At 73.7% G+C, this 22,826-nt stretch carries 22 protein-coding genes, 1 pseudogene and 1 riboswitch; of the genes and pseudogenes, 8 read left to right on the top strand and 15 right to left on the bottom strand.

Going from position 1 to position 22,826, the window contains the following annotated elements:
* Window positions 1-96 precede the first annotated feature (96 nt).
* The 7 genes from ACFC1T_RS31885 to ACFC1T_RS31855 all read left to right on the top strand — a co-directional run bounded on the left by ACFC1T_RS31885 (window position 97) and on the right by ACFC1T_RS31855 (window position 6,788).
* Complete coding sequence (locus ACFC1T_RS31885; protein ID WP_375894339.1) at window positions 97-672, top strand: hypothetical protein; 576 nt, start codon at window positions 97-99, stop codon at window positions 670-672.
* 189 nt (window positions 673-861) lie between these two features.
* The gene (locus tag ACFC1T_RS31880; protein WP_375894336.1) at window positions 862-1,629 is read left to right on the top strand and encodes an ABC transporter ATP-binding protein; all 768 of its coding nucleotides are present in this window, start codon (window positions 862-864) and stop codon (window positions 1,627-1,629) included.
* A complete protein-coding gene (locus ACFC1T_RS31875) occupies window positions 1,614-3,560 on the top strand; it encodes a hypothetical protein (RefSeq protein WP_375894333.1) in 1,947 nt (648 codons plus the stop codon). The genes ACFC1T_RS31880 and ACFC1T_RS31875 overlap by 16 nt, the downstream gene beginning before the upstream one ends.
* A gap of 149 nt (window positions 3,561-3,709) precedes the next feature.
* Window positions 3,710-5,026, top strand: coding sequence for a sensor histidine kinase (locus ACFC1T_RS31870; RefSeq protein ID WP_375894331.1), 1,317 nt, complete (start codon window positions 3,710-3,712; stop codon window positions 5,024-5,026).
* Window positions 4,990-5,646 carry a LuxR C-terminal-related transcriptional regulator gene (locus tag ACFC1T_RS31865; RefSeq protein ID WP_375894328.1) on the top strand — a complete coding sequence of 219 codons (657 nt, stop codon included), beginning with the start codon at window positions 4,990-4,992 and terminating at the stop codon, window positions 5,644-5,646. Before ACFC1T_RS31870 ends, ACFC1T_RS31865 begins: the two co-directional genes overlap by 37 nt.
* 107 nt (window positions 5,647-5,753) lie before the next feature.
* Window positions 5,754-6,206 carry an ArsR/SmtB family transcription factor gene (locus tag ACFC1T_RS31860; RefSeq protein ID WP_375894326.1) on the top strand — a complete coding sequence of 151 codons (453 nt, stop codon included), beginning with the start codon at window positions 5,754-5,756 and terminating at the stop codon, window positions 6,204-6,206.
* Between the two features lie 351 nt (window positions 6,207-6,557).
* Window positions 6,558-6,788 (top strand): hypothetical protein, encoded by a 231-nt coding sequence (locus ACFC1T_RS31855; RefSeq protein ID WP_375894324.1) that lies wholly within the window; start codon window positions 6,558-6,560, stop codon window positions 6,786-6,788.
* A gap of 1 nt (window position 6,789) precedes the next feature.
* Here ACFC1T_RS31855 and ACFC1T_RS31850 read toward each other — a convergent pair whose 3' ends face one another.
* The 10 genes and pseudogenes from ACFC1T_RS31850 to ACFC1T_RS31805 all read right to left on the bottom strand — a co-directional run bounded on the left by ACFC1T_RS31850 (window position 6,790) and on the right by ACFC1T_RS31805 (window position 14,553).
* Window positions 6,790-7,320 (bottom strand): nucleoside deaminase, encoded by a 531-nt coding sequence (locus ACFC1T_RS31850; protein ID WP_375894349.1) that lies wholly within the window; start codon window positions 7,318-7,320, stop codon window positions 6,790-6,792.
* 27 nt (window positions 7,321-7,347) lie between these two features.
* Window positions 7,348-7,407 (bottom strand): annotated as a pseudogene (locus ACFC1T_RS31845) (twin-arginine translocation signal domain-containing protein); the annotation flags it as partial.
* A 54-nt stretch (window positions 7,408-7,461) separates the two neighbouring features.
* Window positions 7,462-8,877 (bottom strand): nitrate/sulfonate/bicarbonate ABC transporter ATP-binding protein, encoded by a 1,416-nt coding sequence (locus tag ACFC1T_RS31840; protein WP_375894346.1) that lies wholly within the window; start codon window positions 8,875-8,877, stop codon window positions 7,462-7,464.
* Between the two features lie 11 nt (window positions 8,878-8,888).
* Entirely contained in the window at window positions 8,889-10,667 is a 1,779-nt protein-coding gene (locus ACFC1T_RS31835; RefSeq protein WP_375894322.1) for an ABC transporter permease, read from the bottom strand.
* Window positions 10,668-10,766: 99 nt separating this feature from the next.
* On the bottom strand, window positions 10,767-11,132 hold the full coding sequence (locus ACFC1T_RS31830) for a glyoxalase (protein ID WP_375894320.1): 366 nt from the start codon (window positions 11,130-11,132) through the stop codon (window positions 10,767-10,769).
* The gene (locus ACFC1T_RS31825; RefSeq protein ID WP_375894318.1) at window positions 11,129-11,611 is read right to left on the bottom strand and encodes a hypothetical protein; all 483 of its coding nucleotides are present in this window, start codon (window positions 11,609-11,611) and stop codon (window positions 11,129-11,131) included. Before ACFC1T_RS31825 ends, ACFC1T_RS31830 begins: the two co-directional genes overlap by 4 nt.
* Window positions 11,612-11,699: 88 nt before the next feature.
* Window positions 11,700-12,113, bottom strand: coding sequence for a winged helix-turn-helix domain-containing protein (locus tag ACFC1T_RS31820; protein WP_375894315.1), 414 nt, complete (start codon window positions 12,111-12,113; stop codon window positions 11,700-11,702).
* 35 nt (window positions 12,114-12,148) lie between these two features.
* On the bottom strand, window positions 12,149-12,409 hold the full coding sequence (locus ACFC1T_RS31815; RefSeq protein ID WP_375894312.1) for a hypothetical protein: 261 nt from the start codon (window positions 12,407-12,409) through the stop codon (window positions 12,149-12,151).
* A 70-nt stretch (window positions 12,410-12,479) separates the two neighbouring features.
* A complete protein-coding gene (locus tag ACFC1T_RS31810) occupies window positions 12,480-12,800 on the bottom strand; it encodes a hypothetical protein (protein ID WP_375894309.1) in 321 nt (106 codons plus the stop codon).
* 103 nt (window positions 12,801-12,903) lie between these two features.
* Window positions 12,904-14,553, bottom strand: coding sequence for an NRAMP family divalent metal transporter (locus ACFC1T_RS31805; protein WP_375894306.1), 1,650 nt, complete (start codon window positions 14,551-14,553; stop codon window positions 12,904-12,906).
* A 361-nt stretch (window positions 14,554-14,914) separates the two neighbouring features.
* Window positions 14,915-15,092, bottom strand: a riboswitch (M-box (ykoK) riboswitch).
* A gap of 178 nt (window positions 15,093-15,270) precedes the next feature.
* Here ACFC1T_RS31805 and ACFC1T_RS31800 point away from each other — a divergent pair.
* Window positions 15,271-16,596, top strand: a complete 1,326-nt coding sequence (locus ACFC1T_RS31800; RefSeq protein ID WP_375894303.1) for a YhgE/Pip domain-containing protein — start codon at window positions 15,271-15,273, stop codon at window positions 16,594-16,596.
* A gap of 6 nt (window positions 16,597-16,602) precedes the next feature.
* On the opposite strand, the gene ACFC1T_RS31795 is transcribed toward ACFC1T_RS31800, so the two are convergent.
* The 5 genes from ACFC1T_RS31795 to ACFC1T_RS31775 all read right to left on the bottom strand — a co-directional run bounded on the left by ACFC1T_RS31795 (window position 16,603) and on the right by ACFC1T_RS31775 (window position 22,763).
* Window positions 16,603-18,921: an FdhF/YdeP family oxidoreductase gene (locus ACFC1T_RS31795; RefSeq protein ID WP_375894300.1), complete on the bottom strand. Its 2,319-nt coding sequence runs from the start codon at window positions 18,919-18,921 to the stop codon at window positions 16,603-16,605.
* Window positions 18,922-19,052: 131 nt separating this feature from the next.
* Window positions 19,053-19,970 carry a LysR family transcriptional regulator gene (locus tag ACFC1T_RS31790; RefSeq protein ID WP_375894296.1) on the bottom strand — a complete coding sequence of 306 codons (918 nt, stop codon included), beginning with the start codon at window positions 19,968-19,970 and terminating at the stop codon, window positions 19,053-19,055.
* Window positions 19,971-20,840 (bottom strand): formate dehydrogenase accessory sulfurtransferase FdhD, encoded by an 870-nt coding sequence (gene fdhD, locus ACFC1T_RS31785; protein ID WP_375894293.1) that lies wholly within the window; start codon window positions 20,838-20,840, stop codon window positions 19,971-19,973.
* 59 nt (window positions 20,841-20,899) lie between these two features.
* Window positions 20,900-22,138: an MFS transporter gene (locus ACFC1T_RS31780; RefSeq protein WP_375894291.1), complete on the bottom strand. Its 1,239-nt coding sequence runs from the start codon at window positions 22,136-22,138 to the stop codon at window positions 20,900-20,902.
* Window positions 22,139-22,295: 157 nt separating this feature from the next.
* Window positions 22,296-22,763: a GreA/GreB family elongation factor gene (locus ACFC1T_RS31775; RefSeq protein WP_375894288.1), complete on the bottom strand. Its 468-nt coding sequence runs from the start codon at window positions 22,761-22,763 to the stop codon at window positions 22,296-22,298.
* Window positions 22,764-22,826: the final 63 nt, after the last annotated feature.

Below are 22,826 nucleotides of genomic sequence, written 5' to 3'. Positions count from 1 at the left end.
GGTCGAAGGAGGAAGATGAGCTGCGCGAGGGGTGTCACCGGGAGGCTTCGCGCCGTTGTCGCGGGCCTGGCGTTCAGCGCCTGCGCGTGCACCACGGTGTCCGGGCAGGCCGGCGCCGGTGCCGGGGTCACTCCCACGCCGTCGGCGACGGCGTCGACGTCGGACCTGTCGAGCCAGGTCAGGCAGTTGGTTCTGCAGACGGCCAAGGAGAGAGGGACGGCACCTGTTGGTGACGCGGTTACGGAGCTCCGGTTCAGCAACGGCTACGGGCCGGAGCTGATCTGGCAGGCGGAGACGACCGGCGACATCTGCACGGCTTCGGAACAGGTACTGTCTCGGGGCTGTGTCCCGCTCGCGGAGATCGCCAAACGGCCGACTCCAGGAGTCGGCATCTTCATCGGCGCCAGCCTGTTCGAAGGCAACTGGTCGGTGCTGTTGATGGCCAACGGTGAGACGGTCGATCACATTTCCTGCCAGGGGCGGGACTTCCCGGTCCGCGCCGGTTACTCGATCCCCGTGGACGGCGTGCTCCACACCGTCTACACCGTGGCCGTCCCCCGGAACCTCCAGGGCCGGTACCGAGTGGCCGTCCAACGGGACGGCGGGTCGGCCGAGGAACGCCTCGACATCACCATGGAGGAGAACTACGGCAACGCCGCCGTGCAGTGCTGAGCGGCCGAGCGTGACCCGACGGTGCCCCGCCTCCCGGCCAGGGAGGCGGGGCACCGCCATGTGGTCCCGGGGGTGGGGCCAGGCCCACCCCTGTTCGGGGGGCAGGTGGATTCTGCGGGCGGGGCGGTGTCCCTAGATTCGGTCACGAGCCGCCTCCGGGGCGGGTGGTGGTGGGACGGGGAGGACGTCGTGGGGGGATCGGTGCAGCCGGCGCTGCGGTTGGTGGGGCTGCGGAAGCGGTTCGGGGCGCACGTGGCCGTGGACGGGGTGGACCTGGTGGTGCCGAGCGGGTCGTTCTACGGGCTGGTCGGGCCGAACGGCGCCGGGAAGACGACCGCGCTGTCGATGGCGGTCGGGCTGCTGCGGCCGGACGCCGGGAGTTCGGCGGTCCTCGGGGTCGACGTGTGGAGCGACCCGGTGCGGGCCAAGGCGCTGGTGGGGGTGCTGCCGGACGGGATGATGCTGCCGGAGCGGCTGAGCGGGCCCGAAGTGCTGTACTACCTGGGGCGGTTGCGCGGGCTGCCGGGGGCGACGGTGGACGCGCGGGCGGCGGAGCTGCTGGCCGTGCTGGAGCTGGACGGGGCTGGGGACACCCCGGTGATCGACTACTCGACCGGGATGCGCAAGAAGATCGGTCTGGCGACGGCGCTGCTGCACGCGCCGCGGCTGCTGGTGCTGGACGAGCCGTTCGAGGCGGTCGACCCGGTGTCGGCGGCGACGATCCGGGCGATCCTGCGGCGCTTCGTCGCCTCGGGCGGGTCGGTGGTGTTCTCCAGTCACGTGATGGCGCTGGTGGAGCAGCTCTGCGACCACGTCGGGGTGATCGCCGGGGGCCGGGTGCTGGCGGCCGGGCCGGTGGCGGAGGTGCGGGCCGGGCGGGGGCTGGAGGACGTCTTCGTCGAGCTGGTCGGCGCCCGTACCGGCGGGGAGGAGGGGCTGTCGTGGCTGGCGTCGTGAAGTCCGGGGGCGTGCCGGATCCCGGGGGCGTGCTGAACCCCGTCGCCGTCCTGACCGGGATGAAGCTGGCCGTGCTGCGGCGGTCGAGGTCCGGCCCGCGGGCGGCGAGCCTGATCGCGGGCGGGGTGTGCGGCGGTCTGGTGGCGGTGGGCACGGCCCTGCTGGGCCTGGTGGACTTCCCGGCGCCGGAGGCCGGGGTGGGCACGATCGCCCTGGTGCTGCTGGTCTGGACGGTCGGCTGGGCGGTCGGGCCGACCCTCACCGGCGGGGACCCGACCCTGCGGCTGTCGTACTTCGCGCTGGTGCCCCAGCCCCCGCGCCGGCTGGCGCTGGGCCTGCTGGCGGCCTCGTTCGTCGGTGTCACCCCGGCGGTCGCCCTGGTCGCCTTCGCCGTGCTGGTGGTGTTCGGCGCCGGGCTGGGGCCGCTGCCCGCGCTGGTGGCGGTGCCCGCCATGCTGCTCCAGCTGCTGTTCGTGGTGGTGCTCGCCAAGCTCGGCGTGCAGGGCCTGGGCCGGGTGGCCCGGTCGCGGCTGGGCTGGGAGCTGTCGGCGCTGCTGGTCGGCCTGGTCTGCGGGTTCCTGAACACCGGCTGGTTCGGGATCGCCTTCTTCTTCAAGCTGCTGGGCGGTCACTGGGCGCCGACCATCGGCACGGTGGTGCGCGTCCTGCCCTCCGGCTGGTCGGTGGTCGCCGTGGACGCCGCCCGGCGCTCCGACTGGGTCCTGGTCGGCGCCTGCCTCGGCGGACTGCTCGCCCTGTGCGGGCTGCTGTTCGCCGCCTGGACGGCCCTGCTGGCCCGGCAGTTGGTGCGCGGTACGGCGGGGGGCGGACGGCCCGCCGGCCGTCGGCGCGGCCGCCCGCGGCTCCTCCCGGACACCCCCGGGGCCGCCGTTCTCGGCAAGGAGCTGCGCTTGTGGGCGCGCGACCCGCGCCGGGCCCGCTTCCTGCGGATCGCCCTGTGGACCGGCCTGTTCACCGGCCTGCTGCCGGTGCTCGGCGGGTTCCCGACCGTACTGCCGTGGACGGGCGTGGTCACGGCGCTGTACGCCGGTGCGCTCGGCTCCAGCCTGTACGGGCTGGACGCCGGCGCCCTCTGGCTGACGCTGGTCGCCCCCGGCGCCGAGTGGATCGACGTCCGGGCCCGGCAGCTGGCCTGGCTGCTGCTGGTCGGCCCGGCCGCGCTGCTGCTCACCGTCGCCGGGACGGTGGCCGTCCCGAACGGCTGGGCCTGGCCCTGGCTGCTGGCCGCCCTGCCGGCGGTGCTCGGCGCGGGCGCGGGGCTGGTGCCGCTGATGTCGCTGCTCGGCCCGGCGCCGTTCCCGGACCGGCCGGGCGGCAACCCGCTGGACGGGTTCAGCGACGAGAGCGGCGACCAGGTCCGGATGCAGAGCCTCGCCGTCCTGCTGCTCCAGCTGTTCGCCGCGCTGCCGGCCACCGGCGTGGTGCTGGCCGGGACGCTGCTGCACAGCGCACCGCTGCGCTGGGGCGGCACGGCGGTCGGCCTGGCCACCGGGCTGCTGTTCGCCGGGTGGATGGGCCGGGCGGCCCGGCGCCGACTGGAGACCCGCGGGCCGGAACTGCTGGACGTGATGCGCAAGGGCGTCCGCCGGAAGGCCGGCTCGGCGGACCGCTCGCCGCAGGAGCAGGACCTGCTGGACCAGCTCTCCCGCCGCCGGACCGCGGCCGCCGGGCTGCTGGTGACGGCCGGGGTACTGAGCACGGCCCCGCAGGGCGGCGTGGCGCTGGCCATGTCGCTGCTCGCGCCGGCCAACCGGAGCTGGTTCCTGGCCCTGTACCTGCCGCCCGCCTGGCAGGTGCCGGTCGCGACGGGGTTCATCCTGCTGGGCTCGGTGTGCTTCGTGGGGGTGTACCGGCTGATCCGCGCCAAGCAGGCGGCCGAGCGGGCGGCCGAGGGCGTAACGGGGGGCTGAGCCGGGCCCGTTGCCGGGCTGCCATCATGATCGTCCAGCACAGCACAGCACAGCACAGCACAGCCGCAGGGCAGCCGCAGGGCAGCACAGCAGGACACCGCACAGCAGGACACCGCACAGAACCGTCGAGCCGACCGGAGGCCCACCCCGTGAGCACCCCGCAGTCCCGAGGCGCCGAGGCGCTGCGCACCGCCCTCCTGGCGCTCGGCCGCCTTGCCGTCCTCACCCTGCTGATCCCGGTCGGCGCGGTGATGGGCGTGCTCTTCGTGGTCTCGTTCCTGCTCTGGGTCGGCGCCGGGCTGGTCCCGTTGTTCCCGGTGACGACCCGGGTGGTCCGCTCCGCCGCCACGGCCGCCCGCTGGGCCTCCGGCCACTGGTCCCAGGTGCCCGTACCGGTGCCGTACGTGCCGCGCCCGGCGCTGGAACGCACCCTGCACGGCTGGTACTGGACCGGCCACGACTACCACAAGAACCGCTGGTTCGCGGGCTTCGCGCTCAAGCTCCGCTGGCTCTGGAACGACCCGGCGACCTGGCGGGACGCCGCCTGGCTGCTGGTCGACCCGCTGGTCGGCGGCGCCGTCGCGGCCGCGCCCGTCCTGCTGGCCGGCTACGGCCTGTACGGGCTGGCGCAGCCCGTACTGCCCGAACCCGGCCCCGGCTACGGCCTGTTGCCGCTGCCCGGGCTGCTCGGACCGCTGCTCGGCCTGGTCCTGGTGTCCGCCGGACTCGCCCTCGCCGCGCCCGCACTGCACCTGCACGGCCGGTGGACCCGTACCCTGCTCGGCCCCACCGAGCGCTCCCGGCTGGCCCATCGGGTCGAGCAGCTCACCGAGATCCGGCTGGACGCCACCGAGGCCCAGGCCGCCGAGCTGCGCCGGATCGAACGGGACCTGCACGACGGCGCCCAGGCCCGGCTGGTCGCCGTCAGCCTGCGGCTCGGCGCGGTGGTACCGCTGATCGACCGGGATCCGGAGAAGGCGAAGCAGGTGGTGACGGACGCCCAGGAGAACGTCACCCAGGCCCTCCAGGAGCTGCGCGACCTGGTGCGCGGCATCCACCCGCCGGTGCTCGCCGAACGCGGCCTCGCCGAAGGGATCCGGGCGCTCGCGCTGGACGTGCCGTTGAAGGTCGAGGTCCGGGCCGAACTGCCCGGACGGGCGGAGGCGCCGGTGGAGTCGGCGATGTACTTCGCGGTCAGCGAGGCGCTCACCAACGCGGTCAAGCACGGCGACGCCCGGCACGCCGGGGTGGAGCTCACCCACGCCGCCGGACTGCTCCGCGCCGAGGTCTTCGACGACGGCCGGGGCGGCGCCGACCCGGAGGGCGGCAGCGGCCTGCGGGGCATCCAGCGCAGGCTGGCGGTGTTCGACGGTACGCTCACGCTGACCAGCCCCCCGGGGGGCCCGACCAGGCTGATCATGGAGCTACCGTGCGTGTTGTCCTCGCCGAGGACCTCGTCCTGCTGAGGGACGGACTCGAACTCCTGCTGAGCGCCCACGGCCACGACATCGTCGCGGCCGTGGAGAGCGGGCCGGAACTGTCCGCCGCGCTCGCCGAGCACCGCCCCGACATCGCCGTGGTCGACGTCCGGTTGCCCCCCACCTACTCCGACGAGGGCCTCCAGGCCGCGCTGGCGGCCCGCCGCGAACAGCCCGGACTGCCGGTGCTGGTGCTCTCCCAGCACGTCGAGCAGCTCTACGCCCGGGAGCTGATCGCCGACGGCGCGGGCGGCGTCGGCTACCTGCTCAAGGACCGGGTCTCCAAGGCCGACCAGTTCGTCGACGCCGTCCACACCGTCGCCGCCGGCGGCACCGTCATGGACCCCCAGGTGATCACCCGACTCCTGGCCCGCAACGCCTACGACGAGCCGCTCGCGATGCTGACCCCGCGCGAACGCGACGTGCTCGAAATGATGGCCGAGGGCCGTTCCAACGCCGCGATCGCCCTGCGGCTCCACTTCAGCGAGGGCGCGGTCAGCAAGCACACCTCCAGCATCTTCGCCAAGCTCGGCCTCGGCGCCTCCGACGACGACAACCGCCGCGTCCTGGCCGTACTCGCCTACCTGAACGGAACCCGCGCGGAGTAGGGGCACCGGAAGTCGGCGGGGCCGACTTCTGCTGCTGGGGCCGTACTGCCGGGGTGGGGGTGCTTGCCGGGGGTGGGGGCGGGGGCGGCCGTCGGTACGATCGGCGTATGGGTGGTGCGAAGGACGAGGCCTGGGACGCGGATGCGGCCGAGCGGGCGGTGGCGGTGCTGAAGGCGGTGGCCGACCCGTCGCGGTACCGGTTGCTGTGGGCGTTGAGCCGCCGGGAGCTGCCGGTCAGCGAGCTGGCCGAGCTGTTGGGCGCGCACGTGGCGGCCACCTCGCAGCACCTGGCGAAGCTGCGGGCGGCGGGGCTGGTGGTGGCCCGCCGGGAGGGGACGCGGATCTTCTACCGCGCGACCGAGGTGCGCGGGCTGCTGACCGAGGCGGCCGTGATCGCCAACGACCTGCCGGACCGCAGCGGTGGTGACGGCGGCGGTGGTGGTGTCGGCGGCGCGGCCGCGGCCGCCGACACGGCGGAGCAGCCCTTCGGCCGGGCCGCCCGGGCCGCCCGTGCCGTCCGGGGGGTGCGCGGCCGCCCGGCGGCCGGCCCGACGGGCTGAGCCGGAGCCGGTCAGGGGTGTGCCGGGGCCGGTCCGGGTTGTGCTGAGCATGCCCAATTGGTCTGGACCACTGGCCGGAACGCGCGGGTCTGCCCGCCCCCGTCCCACCGGGTGACCGCTCCGCCCCGGGGGCCTGCGGAGCGGGGGAGGGCGCGGTCCTTCGCCGACGGACCGAGGGGTGGGGCCGTCACGCCCCGGGGGTCCGCCGCCCCGACGGCCCCGGCGGCTTCCGGCCGAATTGGTCTCGACCATTGCCCTCCGCCCGCCGGTGCACGAGGCTGCTGCGCACCGGGCACCGAATCATCACGACCGGAGCCCTTGCCCCCGGAACAGGAAGGCAGCAACACGCCCATGCGCAAAGCGATTTCGACCCTGAGTCTGACCGGACTACTGGCTGTCGGCGCGCTGTTGGCCGCGCCGTCCGCGCAGGCCGCCAGCTTCGTCTACATCGGCATGTACCCGAGCGGTGCCGCGTGCGACGCGGCCGGCAAGGACTACGTGGCCCGGGGTGAGGCGATCACCTACTTCTGCGACGTCGCCCCGACCACCGCCCGGCTCTCGATCGTGCCCTCCTGGCGATAAGTCAGATCCCTTGGCTGAAAGGCCCGGTGGCCTCCCCGCCACCGGGCCCGCCACCACCACCGCGGATGACCTGGGCGCGGCGGAACAGCTCGTCCGTCTCGTCGGCCAGCACCCCGCCCAGCAGCAGTCGCGGGTGGTAGAAGGAGTCGGCGGCCTTGGCCACGTCGACGGCGGACAGGTCGATCTGGTCCAGGCCGGTGCGGCGCAGCCCCTCGATCGAGGTGGCCCAGACGACCTGGCCGATGCCGGCCCAGGCGCAGGCGCTCATGCACATGGGGCAGGGTTCGGCGGTGGTGTACAGGGAGGTGCCCGCCCACTCGGGACTGCCGTAGGGCTGCCCGAAGTCGTCGATGGCGACCATCTCGCCGTGGTGGGTCGGACCGTCCTGCGCCGCGTTGACGCCCCGGGCCACCACCTCGCCCGAGCGCACCAGCACCGCCCCGAAGGGGTAGCGCTCGTTCCTGCGCCCCTCCTTGATCGCCGCCGCCATGAAGCGCTCGTGGTCCCTGCGCGCGATGGCCGGTGTCGCCACCGCCGCTCCTGCCGCACCTGCCGGGCCGATCGCGCCCGCCGCGCCCACCGCTCCTGCTGCGCCGAGAAAGTGACGCCTGTTCAACACCACGCTGTGCTCCGTCCAGTTGGCGTACGGGGGTTCCGGAGCATTCTCCCCGCCCTACGCCTCCTCCGACCGGTATTCCTGCCGGGCCGCGTCGTAGCCGAACAGACCCGCGTAGCGGCCCCAGTCGGTGGCGGTCTCCAGCTGCCGGTCGACCTGTTCGCTGGTGTAGTGGTGGGCGAGGAGGTCGCGGAAGAAGCCGGCCCGGACGGTGGCGCCGGGTTCGCCGCCGAGGCTGTTGGCGATCAGCTTGACCAGCGGGACGTCGAGGGCGGCGCCGGCGAAGAGGGCGCGGGAGTCCTGGACGTCGGCGTGGGCGAAGGCGGTGCCGTCCTCGGTGAGCAGGAGGTCGTCGCCGTGGATCTCGGCGAAGCCGAGCAGGTCGAGGGCGTCGACCTGGGGGAGCATGTCGTCGATGTCGAGGCCGAGTTGGTCGGCGAGGTCGGCGAGGTCGCAGCGGCCGGCGCGGTGGGCGATCATCTCGGCGAGGCCGGAGAGGCCGTCCACGCTGGCGCTGGGCAGCGGGGTGTTGGCGACGGTCCGGCGGTCGGGGCGGTCCGGGTCCGTGCCGTCCGGGTCGGTACGGCCGGGTTCGGTGGGGCCGGGCTCGGTACGGTCCGGCTCGGGGCGCCCGGTCGCCCGGGGGTCCTTGGGTCGGCCGGTCATGATCCGGTAGACCCGGTCGACGAGTTCGTCGAAGGCGGCGGAGTCGCGGTCGCGCGGGCGTTCCAGGTCGACGTCGACGGTCTCCCGGATGGTGCCGTACGGGCGGGAGCCGAGGACGACGACGCGGTCGGCCATCAGCACGGCCTCCTCGATGTTGTGGGTGACCAGGACGACGGCGCGGGTGGGGAACTGGCCGGACTCCCACAGTTCCAGGAGTTCGCCGCGCAGGTTCTCGGCGGTGAGCACGTCGAGCGCGGAGAACGGTTCGTCCATCATCAGCACGTCGGGTTCGACGACCAGGGCCCGGGCGAAGCCGACGCGTTGGCGCATGCCGCCGGAGAGCTCCTTGGGGTAGGCGTTCTCGAAGCCGGTGAGGCCGATCAGGTCGATGGCCTGGTCGGCGGCGCGGGCGCGCTCGCGCGGGGGCACCCCGCGGGCCTCCAGGCCCAGTTCGACGTTCTGCCGGACGGTCAGCCAGGGCAGCAGGGCGAAGGTCTGGAAGACGAGCGCGGTGCCGGGGTTGGCGCCGGTGAGGGGGGTGCCGCGGTAGCGGACGGTGCCGGAGCTGGGCGGCAGCAGGCCGGCCAGGCAGCGCAGCAGGGTGGACTTGCCGGAGCCGGAGCGGCCGAGCAGGGCGACGATCTCGCCGGCCCGGACGGTGAGGTCGATCCCGGAGAGCACCGGGAGTTCGCCGTCGGCGCCGGCGTAGGACTTGGTGAGGCCGACGGTCTCCAGCAGGGTCGCGCCGTCCGCCACGGCGGGCTGGGTGACGGCGGGGGCGGGGCGGGAGGAGAACGGGAAGCGCATCGGGGGGAACCTCATTGGAGCGAGTAACGGCGTTCGGCCAGGCGGTACAACCGGCGCCAGAGCAGGCGGTTGAGGGCGACGACGTACAGGCTCATCACCGCGACCCCGGCGAGCAGGTGCGGGTGGTCGCCGCGTTCGGTGGCGCCGGCGATGTACGCGCCGAGGCCGGTGGCGGTGAGGGTGGTGCCGCCGAAGGTGACCACCTCGGAGACGATGGAGGCGTTCCAGGCGCCGCCGGAGGCGGTGATGCCGCCGGTGACGTACGCCGGGAAGATGCCGGGGACGATGAGCCGCCGCCAGCGCTGCAGGCCGCGCACGCCGAGGTTGTCCATGGCCTCGCGCAGGTCGCTGGGGATCGCCATGGCGCCGGCGATGGCGTTGAACAGGATGTACCACTGGGCGCCGAGGGCCATCAGCAGCACGCCGCCGAGGTCGATCGACAGGCCGGTGCGCAGCAGCAGCCAGACCACCAGCGGGAACAGGAAGTTGGCGGGGAAGCTGGCGAGCACCTGGACCAGCGGCTGGGCGATCCTGGTCAGCCGGGGGGAGAAGCCGATCCGCACGCCGATCGGCACCCAGACGACGGTGGCGACCGCGACCAGCACCACCACCCGGGCCAGGGTGGCGAGGCCGAGCAGCAGGGGTTCGCCGAAGACGCCGAGGCCGGTGGTGCCGGCGAGGTAGCGGCCGAGGTCGACCAGGCCCCAGAGCACGATGCCGCCGGAGACGACGGTGAAGAGGAGGTCGCCGGTGCGCTGCCGGGCGCGGCTGACCGCGAGCGGCCGGTCGTCGGTGCCGAAGACCCGTCCGGCCCGGTCCAGGGCCCGGCCGAGGGGCCGCATCGCCCGGCCGAGCAGGCCGGGCAGCCGGGAGCGGCGCAGCAGGGCGAGCACGACGGAACGCTGCACCTCGGTGGCCTCGGACTGCTCGTTCTTGAAGCGTTCGGCCCAGGCGGTGAGCGGCCGCCAGAACAGGAAGTTCACGCCGATGACCAGGACGGCCATGGTGGCGATCGCCCAGCCGACCCGGCCGAGGTCGCCGGCGGCGATGGCGGCGCCCGCGTAGGAGCCGACCCCGGGCAGGGCGTAGCGCTGGTTGTCGACGCTGATCGCCTCGGAGGCGACCAGGAAGAACCAGCCGCCGCCGAAGCTGAGCATGCCGTTCCAGACCAGGCCGATCATGCCGGAGGGCAGTTCGACCTTCCGGAACCGCATCCACCGGCTGAACCGGAAGGAGCGGGACAGCTCGTCGAGTTCGCGCGGCAGCGAGACCAGTGAGTGGTAGAAGCCGAAGGTCATGTTCCACGCCTGGGACGTGAAGATGGCGAACACGGCCGCGCACTCCAGGCCGAGCTCGGAGCCGGGGAACAGGGCGAGGAAGCCGGTGACGGCGACGGTCAGGAAGGCGAGCACCGGCACCGACTGGAGGATGTCCAGCGCGGGGATCAGCACCCGTTCCAGCCGGCGGCTGCGGGCGGCGGCGTAGGCGTAGCCGAAGGTGAAGCCGACCGAGAGGACCAGCGCCGCGAACATCCGCAGCAGCGAGCGCGCCGCGTCGTACGGCAGCCGGGCCGGGTCGGTGTCCACGGCGGCGTCGCGCGCGGTGGAGAACCGTACGGTGGTGCCCTGTCCGACCCGCAGTGCGAGGTAGAGCAGGACCAGGACGGCGGCGGCCACGACCACGTCCGCCCAGCCCGCCCGGGGGGCCCGGCCCGCCCGGGACGGGCGGCCCGCGGTCCGGGGCGGCAGCGGGCCCCGGGACGGGCCCGGGGCGGACTTCGGGAAGGACATGACGGGGACCTCCGGCGCAAACCCGGGCAGTCTGCTCCCTTCTGACGTCCGTACGCAAATGGACCGGTGTTTCGGTCCGGTGCTCAGGCCGGAGGGGGCCTACGCGGTTTCGACGAACTCCAGCAGGTTGCCGACCGGGTCGGTGGTGTAGAAGCGGCGCCGGGGCGGGAGGCTGTCGTCCCAGACGACCTGGGCGCCGAGTCCGGCGAGGCGTTCGGCGAAGTCCTCGATCTCGCAGACCGCCATCCCGGGGTGGGCCTTGACACTGGGGCGGAAGCGCTCCTCGATGCCGAGGTAGAGCCGGACCCGGCCGCCGTCGGCGGCGAACCAGCAGCCGCCGCGGCCGGTCAGCGGCTGGGGCTTGGGGATCTCGGCCATCTGCAGGACGTCGCCGTAGAAGGCGCGCAGCAGGGGCTCGCTGCCGGGCGGCGCGGAGAGCTGGACGTGGTCGAGGGCCGTGATCACTTCGGCTTCCTCTCGAAGGGGTCGGACGGGGTGGACGTGGCGTGCTGCCGGGCCGCGGTGACCAGCAGCCGGGCGGTCGGGGTGGGCAGGCCGAGGTGGTGGGCGATCCACTGGGGGTCGTGCCCGTGGGTGGCGAACACCCAGGCGGTGTAGAGCCGGTTGAGGCCGGGGGCGTCGGGGCCGAGCAGGAGCGGGCGGACCTGCTCCATCGGGAAGCCCTCCAGCGAGCGGGCGCTGAACCACTGGGCGTCGTCCTCCGGAGCGGGAGGCGCGGCCAGGCCCGCCCGCTGCCGGCTGTGGGCCAGCAGCAGGGCGAGCAGCAGCCCGACGGCCGAGCCGCCGATGAGCACGCCGGAGAGGAACAGGCGCAGCGGAGCGGGCGCGGCGCCGAGGGCTGCGACCTGGAGGGCGAGGAGGAGCACGGCGACGCAGAGCGCCGTACCTCGGCTAGTCCAGGGGAACAGGGCGGTCCGGGTCATGCGGTGTCCTCCTCCGGTTGGTGTCGGCGCTGTCGGTGGTGCCACTGGTGCTGTCGGTGGTGCCACTGGCGCTGCGGCGGGGCCGGCCTCAGGCGGCGCGGACCAGCCGGGGGTCGTACTTGTAGCCGATCTGCCGGACGGTGGCGATCGCCTCCCGGTGGCCGGGGCCGAGCTTGCGGCGGATCCGGGCGATGTGGGTGGCGATGGTGCGGGTGTCGCCGGTGTCCGGCCGGCCCCAGACGGACTCCATCAGCTGGCGGCGGGAGTGCACCCGCAGCGGGTTGCCGACCAGGTGGGCGAGGAGTTCGAACTCCAGGTACGGCAGGTCGAGGTGCTGGCCGTCGACGGTGACGGTGCGCTGCTCCTGGTCGACCACCAGGCCGGCCGAGTCGAGGACGGGCCGCGGGCCGGGGACGGGCCGGGCGGCGGGGACGGCCCGCAGGGCGGGGGCGGCGGTGTGGTCCGAGAAGATGGCGTCGAGCCTGCGGTAGCGCACGGCCATGGCGGATGCTCCTTCGGCGGGTGGGGTCGGTCGGGTCAGTGGCCGGGGTGCCAGGAGGCTTCCAGTCGGGCCGTCCCGTCCGGGCCGGTGACGGAGTGCCAGCTGGCCCGCATCCGGGTGGGCCGGTCGTTCGGAAGTCCCGGGGCCGGGCTCGGGGCCGGGGCGCCGACGGCGCGCAGCACGGTGTTGTCGAGCGGGCTGGCGGCCAGCCGTCGGCCCACCGTGGCGAGGGCGGCGCGCAGTCGGCCGCGATCGGTGGACGGGAGGGCGGGCTGGAAAGCGGCAACGATGGACATGGCTGGTCACCTCCGTGACAGGACAGGCAAGATCTGAACAAGTGCGCCGGTGCGCAGGGGAGTTGATGATTCAGGCAGCGGCGGGCGCGGGCGCGGGCGTGGTCGCGGCGGCGGCCCGGTGGCGGGCGGCGGCGAGGGCGATCCGGTGCGCGGCGGCCGGCGGAAGGTCCGCGAAGCGGGCGAGCCAGTCCGGGCGGTGGCCCTGGCGGGCCAGCAGGTAGGCCAGGTGGACACGGGGCTCGTACGCGGAGGCCGGGGTGTTGCGGGTGCCCGAGCGGGGGCAGCTGCCGGGGTCGTCGAGGCGGTAGGCGCGCTCGACGCCGTCGTGCAGGGCGAGTCGGACGCTGGGGCAGTGGTGGAAGAGGTGGTGGAAGGGGGTGGTGGTGCGCATGGCCGTACTGCCTTCCTTCCCCCGGGTGCGGGGTGGTCGAGGGTTCCGGGGCGGGGCCGGGGGCGGCGGGCCGTGGTGTGCGGCGCCGCCCCCGGCGTCCGGGTCAGTGGTTCAGTGCGGTCTGCACGATCTTGACGATCACCATCACCATCGCGACCAGCAGGTAGACGCGCAGGGCGCCCATGCCGAGCTTGCGGGTGGTGGACATCACCGGCTTCTCCAGGGTCTCCAGCGGGGGCATCCGCCAGTTCTCCCGGCCGGTGCGGTCGATCGGGTCCTCCTTGGTGCCGCGGCGGCCGGAGAGGAAGGAGTACCCGGCGACCAGGACGCCCGCCACCCCGCAGCCGGCCATGATCCGCAGGATCGCGTCCGAGCTGATGTCCGGCCAGACGACGGCCGCGGTGAGGATCAGCGACAGCGTGACCAGCACGCCGACCACGGCGGCGGTGAAGGCGTTGGTCTTGGGACCGTTCACCCAGGGGCCGAGCACCGCCTTGTCGTTGCAGAGCAGCAGCAGGAAGACGGTGGCGGAGGGCAGCAGCACCCCGGCCAGCACCTGGACGAACTGGGTCATCAGGCCCTGCATGTAGCCGGTGGACAGCAGGGTGATGGCGGCCGCGGCGATCACCAGGCCCGCGTAGATGCCGTAGAAGCCCTTGGCGCCCTTGACCCCGCGGTGCAGCGAGTGCTTGATGCCGAAGACGTCGCCGATGGCGTAGGCGGTGGAGAGCGAGACGGCGAAGGCGCCGATGATCGAGGCGTCCAGCAGGGCGATGGCGAACAGCACGCCCGCCAGGTGGCCGGCCTTGTCCTCGATGCCCTTGGCGACGGCCCCGGCGTCGGAGAACTGGCCGAAGCCGTCGGTGCCCGCGAAGGCGGCGGCGGTGAAGCCCATCATGGCGGCGGCGCCGATGATCACGATCGCGATGCCGATCCAGAGGTCGGCCTTCTCGTACCTCATGAAGCGCGGGGTGATCCGCTTGTCGATGACGTACGACTGCTGGAAGAACAGCTGCCAGGGGGCGACGGTGGTGCCGACGATCGAGATGATCACCAGCATGACCGCGGCCAACTCGCCCGCGCCGCCCGGCATCTGCGGCACCACGAAGTCGTGGGCCATCTGCGAGGTCTTCGGGTGGACCATGAAGTAGATCGGCACCAGCAGCAGCGAGCCTATGCACAGGGTCACCGCGACCCGCTCGAAGCGCTGGAAGGAGCCGGTGAAGGCCGAGGCGATGATGATCGCCGCCGCCAGTACCACCGAGGCGACCTTGGGCAGGCCCAGGTAGCCGGCCGCGAGCGTCACGCCGATGAACTCGGTGACCAGGGTGAGGGCGTTGAGCAGGAAGAGGTCGATGACGCTGAACGCGCCCCAGAACTTGCCGAAGCGCTCCAGGATCAGCCGGGCGTGGCCGACACCGGTGACCGCGCCCAGGCGCAGCACCATCTCCTGGTTGACGTACAGCACGGGCACCAGCATCAGCAGCGTCCACAGCAGCTGGGTGCCGTAGTTCTGGCCGGCCTGGCCGTAGGTGGAGAAGGCGCCGGCGTCGTTGTCGCCGACCATCACGATCAGGCCGGGGCCGACGATCGCCAGCAGGGTCTTGAGTCTTGCCGACAGGCCTTGGCGCGGTGCGTCGTCATCGAGCTTGATGGTGCCGAGCGCACCCTTGATGTCGCCGACGTGGGCGTCGTCCAGTACGGCCGAACGCTGCTTCTGCGGCTTGGAGTTGAGTGTGGCGTTGGTGGTCATGACGTTCCTCCCGTGGACCCCGGGACAGGCGGGGTGATGGGGGCGCGCAGCAGTAATTCCCCCTGCGTGCGGGCACGGCGCACCGGCCCGCGGCGGGGCGGTGCCCGGGCGGGCACGGCGGAGCCGCGTGCGTGCTGGCGAACGGTGCGACGACGTCGCCGCCGTGATGTGACGGTGCGTCAGTTGTACGCGCAGGGAAGGTTGTTACCGCGTGCCGGAGGTGTACGAGGACAGGCGGGGGTAGGGGCTACTGTGGCCCGGACTACTGCAATCCATGTCTCTCGCCTCCTCCCGGTCGACGCACCCCGTGGTGCGTGTCATCGACACGGCAAGGAGTTCACCGGCGCGCGCGACTGCCACCGGTTCACCCCAACTCGTCAGAGCTTTGGCACTCCACGGCGTGTCCAACCCGTTCGGGCCGGAAGCCACTTCGGATCAACCCTTAGGTCGGGAAGATCTGTCCTAACCCTGGGCGTCTCTCGACGTCGTCGGATCAGTGGCCTGTGTCCGTGAAGAAGCCTCACCGAACGAGGTGCCTTCTTCAAACCTCCAGAAGCATAGACCGACGGAAGCGCGATACTTGCGCACTTGGTAGAACCTTTACCTTTCGCGAGGCGTGACCTCCGTCCGGGTGACGCGGGTTTGAGCGCCACGTGACGACGGAACGACTTCCCGCCGGATCCGTACCCGCACACGCACACGCAGCTGAGGGGTGGCATGGCGACCGCAGGCTCCCAGACCGCAGGACCTCCGGGGGCTCCCCGGCGGGCGAGGGCGCTGGCACTCGCCCGGCGCCCGAAGCTCTGGCTCTTCCCCGGCGTCCTGTGCGCCCTGGTGGCCGCGCTGCTCTCGCTGCTCTACCTGGGCGGCATCGTCAACCCGACCGGGCACCTGCACCGGCTGCCGATCGCCCTGGTGAACGCCGACCAGGCCCCGCCCCCGCCCGGCCAGCCGGTCAACCTCGGCACCCAGCTGACCCGCGCCGTGGTGGCCGGGACCCCGGACGACAACGTCCGCTGGCGCCAGACCGACGACGCGGGCGCCCGCGACCTGCTCGCCGCCGGCAAGGTCTACGGCGTGCTGCTCGTCCCCGCCGACTTCACCGCCACCGTCACCGCGCTCGCCGCCGGCGGGGCCACCCACCGGCCCACCCTCACCGTCCTCACCAACCCCGGCCTGGGCAGCCTCGGCTCCTCGATCGCCGCCCAGATCGCCCAGAACGCCGCCCACCAGGCCTCGGTCGCGGCCGGACAGCGGCTGCTGGCCGCCGTACCGGCCCAGGGCGGCCCGGGCGCCCAGGGGCCGGACACCGGCGCCACCGCCCGGCTGCTGCTCGCCGACCCGTTCGCCGTCGCCACCCAGGTCGGCCACCCGATCGGCAGCCACAGCGGCCTCGGCCTGAGCGCCTTCTACTTCACCCTGCTCGCCGTGCTGACCGGCTTCATCGGCGGCAACATCATCCACAACGGCGTCGACACCGCGCTCGGCTACAGCGACAGCGAGATCGGCCCCTGGCACACCCGCCGCCCGACCGTCCCGATCAGCCGCACCCAGACCCTGCTGCTCAAGATGCTGATGACCGCCGGGATCATGCTGGTCACCACCTCCCTGGTGCTGCTCTGCACGGCCGGGATCCTCGGCATGGACGCCCCGCACCAGGCCCTGCTGTGGGTGTTCGCCTACTGCGCCAGCCTCGCCGTCGGCCTCGGCGTGCAGGCGATCAACGCCGCGTTCGGCGGGATCGGGCAGCTGGTGTCCATGTTCGTGTTCATCGCGCTCGCCCTGCCGTCCTCCGGGGCGACCGTCCCGCTCCAGGCGGTGCCCGGCTTCTACCGCTTCCTGGCCGTCTTCGAGCCGATGCGGCAGCTGAGCGACGGCATCCGGGCGATCCTCTTCTTCGACGCCCGCTCGGACGCCGGGCTGGCCCGCGGCTGGGTCATGATCGCCATCGGGGTGGCGCTGGCCCTGGCCTTCGGCTTCGGGATGACCCGCTACTACGACCGCAAGGGCCTGCACCGCTGGACGCCCCAGCCCTCGGAGTAGGCCGGTCTAGCTCTTCGTCACGGTCACCTTGAGGTGCTTCATGATCGGCTGGTCGCTCTGGGTGCTGTGGTCGCCGATCGCGCACAGCACGTTCAGCTCCGGCATGTACCCGGCCGCGCAGCCGCGCGGGATGTCGTACGGGACGGCCAGGTAGCCGTGCACCGAGCGGGTGGAGCCGTCCCGGGCGGTGCTGGTGACGTCCACCGGGTCGAACTCGGCGATGCCGCGCTCGCGCATGTCGTCCCGGTTGAGGAAGACCAGGGTGCGCAGGTTCTGCACGCCCCGGTAGCGGTCGTCGTCCGAGTAGATGGTGGTGTTCCACTGGTCGTGCGAGCGCATCGTGCCGAGCGCCAGGGTGCCGGGCGCGGGGACGACATCGGGCAGCGCGGCGGCGGAGAACTCGGCCTTGCCGGAGGGGGTGAGGAAGACCAGTTCGCGGGCGGGCTGCTTGATCCGGAAGCCCAGCGGCAGCCGCACCCGGCGGTTGAAGTCCTCGAAGCCGTCCAGCACTTCGGCCATGGTGTCGCGGATCCGGTCGTAGTCCTCGATGTACCACTCCCACGGGGTGGGGCTGTCCGGCAGGGCCGCGCGGGCCATCCCGGCGACGATCGCGGGCTCGGAGAGCAGGTGCGGTGAGGCCGGGCGCTTCATGCCGGCCGACAGGTGCACCATGCTCATCGAGTCCTCGACCGAGGTGGACTGCACCCCGGCGCGCTGGTGGTCCTTCTCGGTCCGGCCGAGGCAGGGCAGGATCAGCGCCCGGCGGCCGTGCACCAGGTGGCTGCGGTTCAGCTTGGTGCTCACCTGGACGGTCAACTCGCAGGTGCGCAGGGCCTGGTAGGTGTAGGGGGAGTCCGGGGCGGCGAGCGCGAAGTTGCCGCCCATGCCGACGAAGACGGTCACCTCGCCGCGCCGCATCGCCTCGATCGTCCCGACCGTGTCCAGGCCGTGGGCGCGCGGCGGGTCGATCCGGCAGACCGCGCCGAGCCGGTCCAGGAAGGCGTCGGCCGGCCGGTGGTCGATCCCGCAGGTGCGGTTGCCCTGCACGTTGCTGTGCCCGCGCACCGGCGAGGGCCCGGCCCCCTCCCGGCCCAGGTTGCCGCGCAGCAGCAGCAGGTTGACGATCTCCCGCACGGTGTCCACCCCGTGCTCGTGCTGGGTGACGCCCAGGCACCAGCTGAAGATCGAGCGGTCCGCCTCGCGGTAGACCCGCGCCGCCTTGAGGATCTCCGCCCGGCCCAGCCCGCTCTGGCGCTCCAGCTCCGCCCAGGGCGTCTGCTCGCAGACGCGCCGGTAGGCCGCGAAGCCGCTGGTGTGCCGCTCGATGAAGAGCCGGTCCAGCGCCCCGTCGTCGGCCGCCGACTGCTCCAGGAGCGCCTTCGCCATGCCGCGCAGCAGCGCCATGTCGCCGCCGATCCGCGGCTGGAGGTTGAGCGTGCTGGTGCGGGTCGCCCGGTTCAGCGCCATGTCGGTGAAGTCGTGCGGGATGATCGTCCGGGTCGCCGCCGCCTCGACCAGCGGGTTGACGTGCACGATCTGCGCGCCGCGCCGGAAGGCCTCGGCGAGCGAGGTGAGCATCCGGGGCGCGTTGGAGGCCGCGTTGACGCCCAGGATGAACAGCGCGTCGGTGACCTCCCAGTCCTTGAGGTCGACCGTCCCCTTCCCGGTGCCCAGCGCCGCCTGGAGGGCCCGTCCACTGGCCTCGTGGCACATGTTGGAGCAGTCGGGGAGGTTGTTGGTGCCCAGCTCGCGGGCCATCAGCTGGTACAGGAAGGTCGCCTCGTTGCCGAGCCGGCCGGAGGTGTAGAACGCCGCCCGGTTCGGGTCGTCCAGCCCCCGCAGGGTGCGGCCGACCAGGTCGAACGCGTCCTTCCAGCCGATCGGCAGGTAGTGGTCGGTGTCCGGGTCGTAGACCATCGGCTCGGTGAGCCGGCCCTGGTCCTCCAGGGCGAAGTCGCTCCAGTCGGACAGCTCGGTCACCGAGTGCGCGGCGAAGAACTCCCGGCCGACCCGCTTGCGGGTCATCTCCCAGGTGACGTGCTTGATGCCGTTCTCGCAGATGTCCAGGTGCAGGCCCTTGGTGTCGTCCGGCCAGGCGCAGCCCGGGCAGTCGAAGCCGCCGTTCTCGTGGTTCATCCGCATGACGGCCCGCGGGCCGTCCAGGTACGCCCCCTCGCGGGCCATGAAACGGGTGACGCTCTTCGCCGCGCCCCAGCCGGCGGCGGGGTGGTGGTACGGCGCGTAGCGGGGCGGCGCGGCGGGGGAGGGGCCGACCTCCTCCGGCTGCTGCGGGGCGGCGGTGGCTTCGTCGTCGGAGGTGGTCACGGTGCTCGCCTTCCGTCGCGCGGCTGGGTCACTCGGGGGTCCGGGTCGACGCTACGCCGGGCCGTCGGCCCCCGCGCGTCGACCGCTACGGCTCCCGTGCACCGACCGTTACGGCTCCCGCGCGTCGACAGCTACGCCTTCGGCAGGGCGCCCAGCACCCCGGCCAGGTCCGTCCGCCGGGCCACTTCCCGCAGGGCGCGGGCCATCACCGACCCCGGCTCCCGGGCCGCGGTCACCAGCCCGATCGGCGTGCTGTGCACCGGCTCCACCAGCGGGACGGCCCGCATCCCGGGCGGCACCCCGAACACGTGCAGCCAGGCGTACGGCACCACGCTCGCCCAGTGGCCGGTGCGCACGTGCGCGAACAGCGAGCCCACCGAGTCCGTCTCCACCCGGGGCACCGGCGCCAGTCCGAGGCCCGCGAACACCCCGTCCAGCACCCGGCGGCCCTGCATGCCCGGGTGCAGCAGGCACAGCGGCAGCCGGGAGGCCTCCGTCCAGGTGGCGTGCGGCTGCCCGGCGAGACCGTCGGCGGGGCCGGTCAGCAGGACGTACCGCTCCTCGTACAGCGGGACGGTGCGCACGCCCTCGGTGCCCTGCTCCGGGAGGTAGCTGAGGCCCGCGTCGATCTCGAAGTCCCTTACCTGGCGCAGGAGTTCATCGGCGCGCAGGTCGGTGGACAGCTCCACGGCGGCCAGCGGGTGGGTGGTGCAGAACGGTCCGGTGAGCAGCGGGACGGCCCCCGAGGCGGTCGGCACCGAGCCGATCCGCAGCCGTCCGCTCAGCCCGGTGCGCAGCGCGTCCACCTCGTCCCGCAGGGCGTCCCGGTCGGCCAGGATGCGCTGCGCCCACCGCACGATCCGCTCGCCCTCGGGGGTCAGGCCCTCGTACGCCCGGCCGCGCCGCACCAGCAGCACCCCCAGTTCGTCCTCCAGCTTGCGCAGCGCCTCGGACAGCGCCGGCTGGGAGACCCGGCAGGCCTGGGCGGCGCGGGCGAAGTGCCGCTCGCGGGCCAGGGCGACCAGGTACTCGAGCTGGCGGAACAGCATCTACTCGGCCTCGGCCTCGGCGGCGTGCCCGGCCTCGGTCAGGTCGGTCAGGTCGATCCGGTCGGTGCGGGTGTACACGTTCATCGAGTCGCCGCGCAGGAAGCCGACCAGGGTCAGCCCGCTCTCCTCGGCCAGGTCCACCGCCAGCGAGGACGGCGCGGAGACGGCGGCGAGCGCGGGGATGCCGGCCATCACCGCCTTCTGCACCAGCTCGAAGGAGGCCCGGCCGCTGACCATCAGCACCGTGCCCCGGGCCGGCAGCAGGCCCTCGCGCAGCGCGTGGCCGACCACCTTGTCCACCGCGTTGTGCCGCCCCACGTCCTCGCGCAGGCAGAGCAGCCGCCCCTGGGCGTCGAACAGCCCGGCCGCGTGCAGGCCGCCGGTGCTGTCGAAGACCTTCTGGGCGGCGCGCAGCCGGTCCGGCAGCGCGGACAGCAGCTCGGGGGTGATCCGCAGCCCGTCCGCCGCGACGCTCCACGGCGCGGTGGTGCGCACCGCGTCCAGGCTGGCCTTGCCGCACAGGCCGCAGGAGGAGGTGGTGTAGAAGTTGCGCTCCAGCGAGGCGTCCGGGGCGGGCACACCGGCCGCGAGCACCACGTCCACCACGTTGTAGGTGTTGCCGCCGTCGGCGGTGGCCCCGGCGCAGTAGCGGATCCCGGCCAGGTGGTCGGCGGCGTGCAGCACGCCCTCGCTGACCAGGAAGCCGGCCGCGAGGTCGAAGTCGCTGCCGGGGGTGCGCATGGTCACCGTCAGCGGACGGCCGCCGACCCGGATCTCCATCGGCTCCTCGGCGGCCAGGGTGTCGGGGCGGTGCGAGGGCACGCCCTTGCGCAGCCGCAGCACCCTGCGGGGTACGGTCACTCGGCCCATGGTCGTCGGCTCCTCGGGTGGGTCGCGGGTCGCGGGTCGTGGGTCGGCCTCGCGGCCGGTCAGGTCTGTACGGATGAATCCTCGCGCGTTTCCGGGCCGGCCGGGTGCCCGGGCAGGTGGCGGCGGCTGTGCGCGCCGGTGACCGCCAGGCAGAGCACGCCGACGGCGGCCATGCCGACCAGCAGCGCCGGGTAGGACGCGCGCCCGGCCGTGCCGGCCAGCAGCAGCGGGGTGAGGAAGCCGCTGGAGGTGGTGCTCTGGTAGAGCGCGGCGGAGGTCGGTCCGGCGGGGTTGCGTCCGGTGGCGCCTCCGACGCTGCGGGCGGTGAGCCGCTCCACCTCGTGCAGGCCCGCGCCGAGGGTCAGTCCGTACCCGGTGCCGAGCACGACGGCGGCCGCCAGCACCAGCCCCACCGAGTCGCGGTCGGCGGCCAGCGCGCCGAGCAGCAGTCCGGCGATCACCGTCGCCATCGCGGTGAGGGTGGCCCGGGCGCTGCCCGCGTCGTCCAGCCGGGCCGCGAAGGGCTGGGCGAGCACCCCCATGGCGAGCGTCAGGGCCGCCACCAGACCGCTGAACAGCGGTGCGTAGCCCGGCAGATGGTGGGCGACCAGCGGCGGCAGCACGACGTAGCCGACGGTCGCGGCGCCCAGCACGGCGGGGCTGGCGGGCAGCACGACGTAGCGGAACCGGGGGTGCTGCACGGCCGCGCGGTGGTGCTCCGCGGGCCGGACCGGGCGGCCCACCGGCGCCGCGTCCGGGAGCCGGCCGGTGGCCCGCAGGACCAGCAGACAGGCCGCGGCGTGGGCGAGACAGGGCACGACGGTCGGACCGGGCAGCCACTCGGAGAGGACGCCGGAGGCCAGCGCACCGGCCGAGAAGCCGATCCCGGTGGCGTACATCGCGCGGCGCGCGGCGGCCACCGGCGACACCCCGGGGCCGGAGAGCTCCCGCAGCCAGGTCGTCCCGGCCGGGAACACCAGCCCGGCCGCGAAGCCGGTCGCCAGCCGGGCGACGTACCCGGTGGGCTCGTCGGCCAGCGCCAGCAGCGCGCTGGCGGCCGCCGACAGGGCGAGCCCGGCCCGCACCGTGCGCCGGCGCCCGTACCGGTCCGCGGCCGGGCCGCCCAGCAGCAGCCCGGGCACCAGCCCGACCAGGTACACCGAGAACATCCCGGCCAGCGACACCGGCGACCAGTCCGTGTGCGCCCGGTAGACGCTCGCCAGCGCGGTGAACTGGTTCGCTCCCCAGGCGGCGACCGCCACGGCGGCCGCGGCCGGTATCCAGCGGGCGGTGCGCACGTGCGGGGTCTCCTCGGACGGTTCGCTCGGACGGGGAATCCGGCGGCGGTGGGCCGCCCGTCCAGTGTCCTGTCCGGCATCGTCGCAGGTCAAAGAGGTCGTACCAGTCGTCCGATCGGCGCGGCCTATCGAACGGGACGACCCCCGCGTGCCCCGGTCAGCCGCTGCCGCCCACCGCCAGCACGACCGCGCTCGCCGCGCCGCCCGGCGTCTCGTAGTTCACCGTCTCCCCGGCGTGGCGGCCCAGCAGCGCCTTCCCGAGCGGGCTGTCGTACGTCACCAGGGTCAGCTCGCGCTCCTCGGCCAGCTCGGAGATCTCGACGGTCTCCTGCTCGCCGTCGGAGAACCGCACGGTGACCGTCGACCCCACCCCGATCACGTCCGTGGACGGCGCCCCGGCCACCTCGGCCTCCCGCAGCCGCCCCTCCAGCTCGACGATCCGCCGGTCCAGCCGCGTCACGTCCGAGGCCCGCTGCAACTCGTCCGCCGCGTCGGCGCGGTCCCCCACCGGATCCTCCCCGCGCAGGGTCGCGGCCACCTCCCCCCGCTCCGCCCGCAGCTGCGCCAACTCCTCCTGCACGGCACGCAGCCCCTCGGCACTGATCGGTTCCGGCCCACCGCTCATCGCACGCTCCCGGGTCTCTGAGGGAACACCCAAACACCGGTCGCCTCTCATTACCCCACCCCA

Source organism: Kitasatospora sp. NPDC056076 (assembly GCF_042266305.1).
Classification (GTDB): Bacteria; Actinomycetota; Actinomycetes; order Streptomycetales; family Streptomycetaceae; genus Kitasatospora.
The sequence above is the reverse complement of the archived record's forward strand: the minus strand, read 5'-3'. Positions and strand labels throughout refer to the sequence as shown.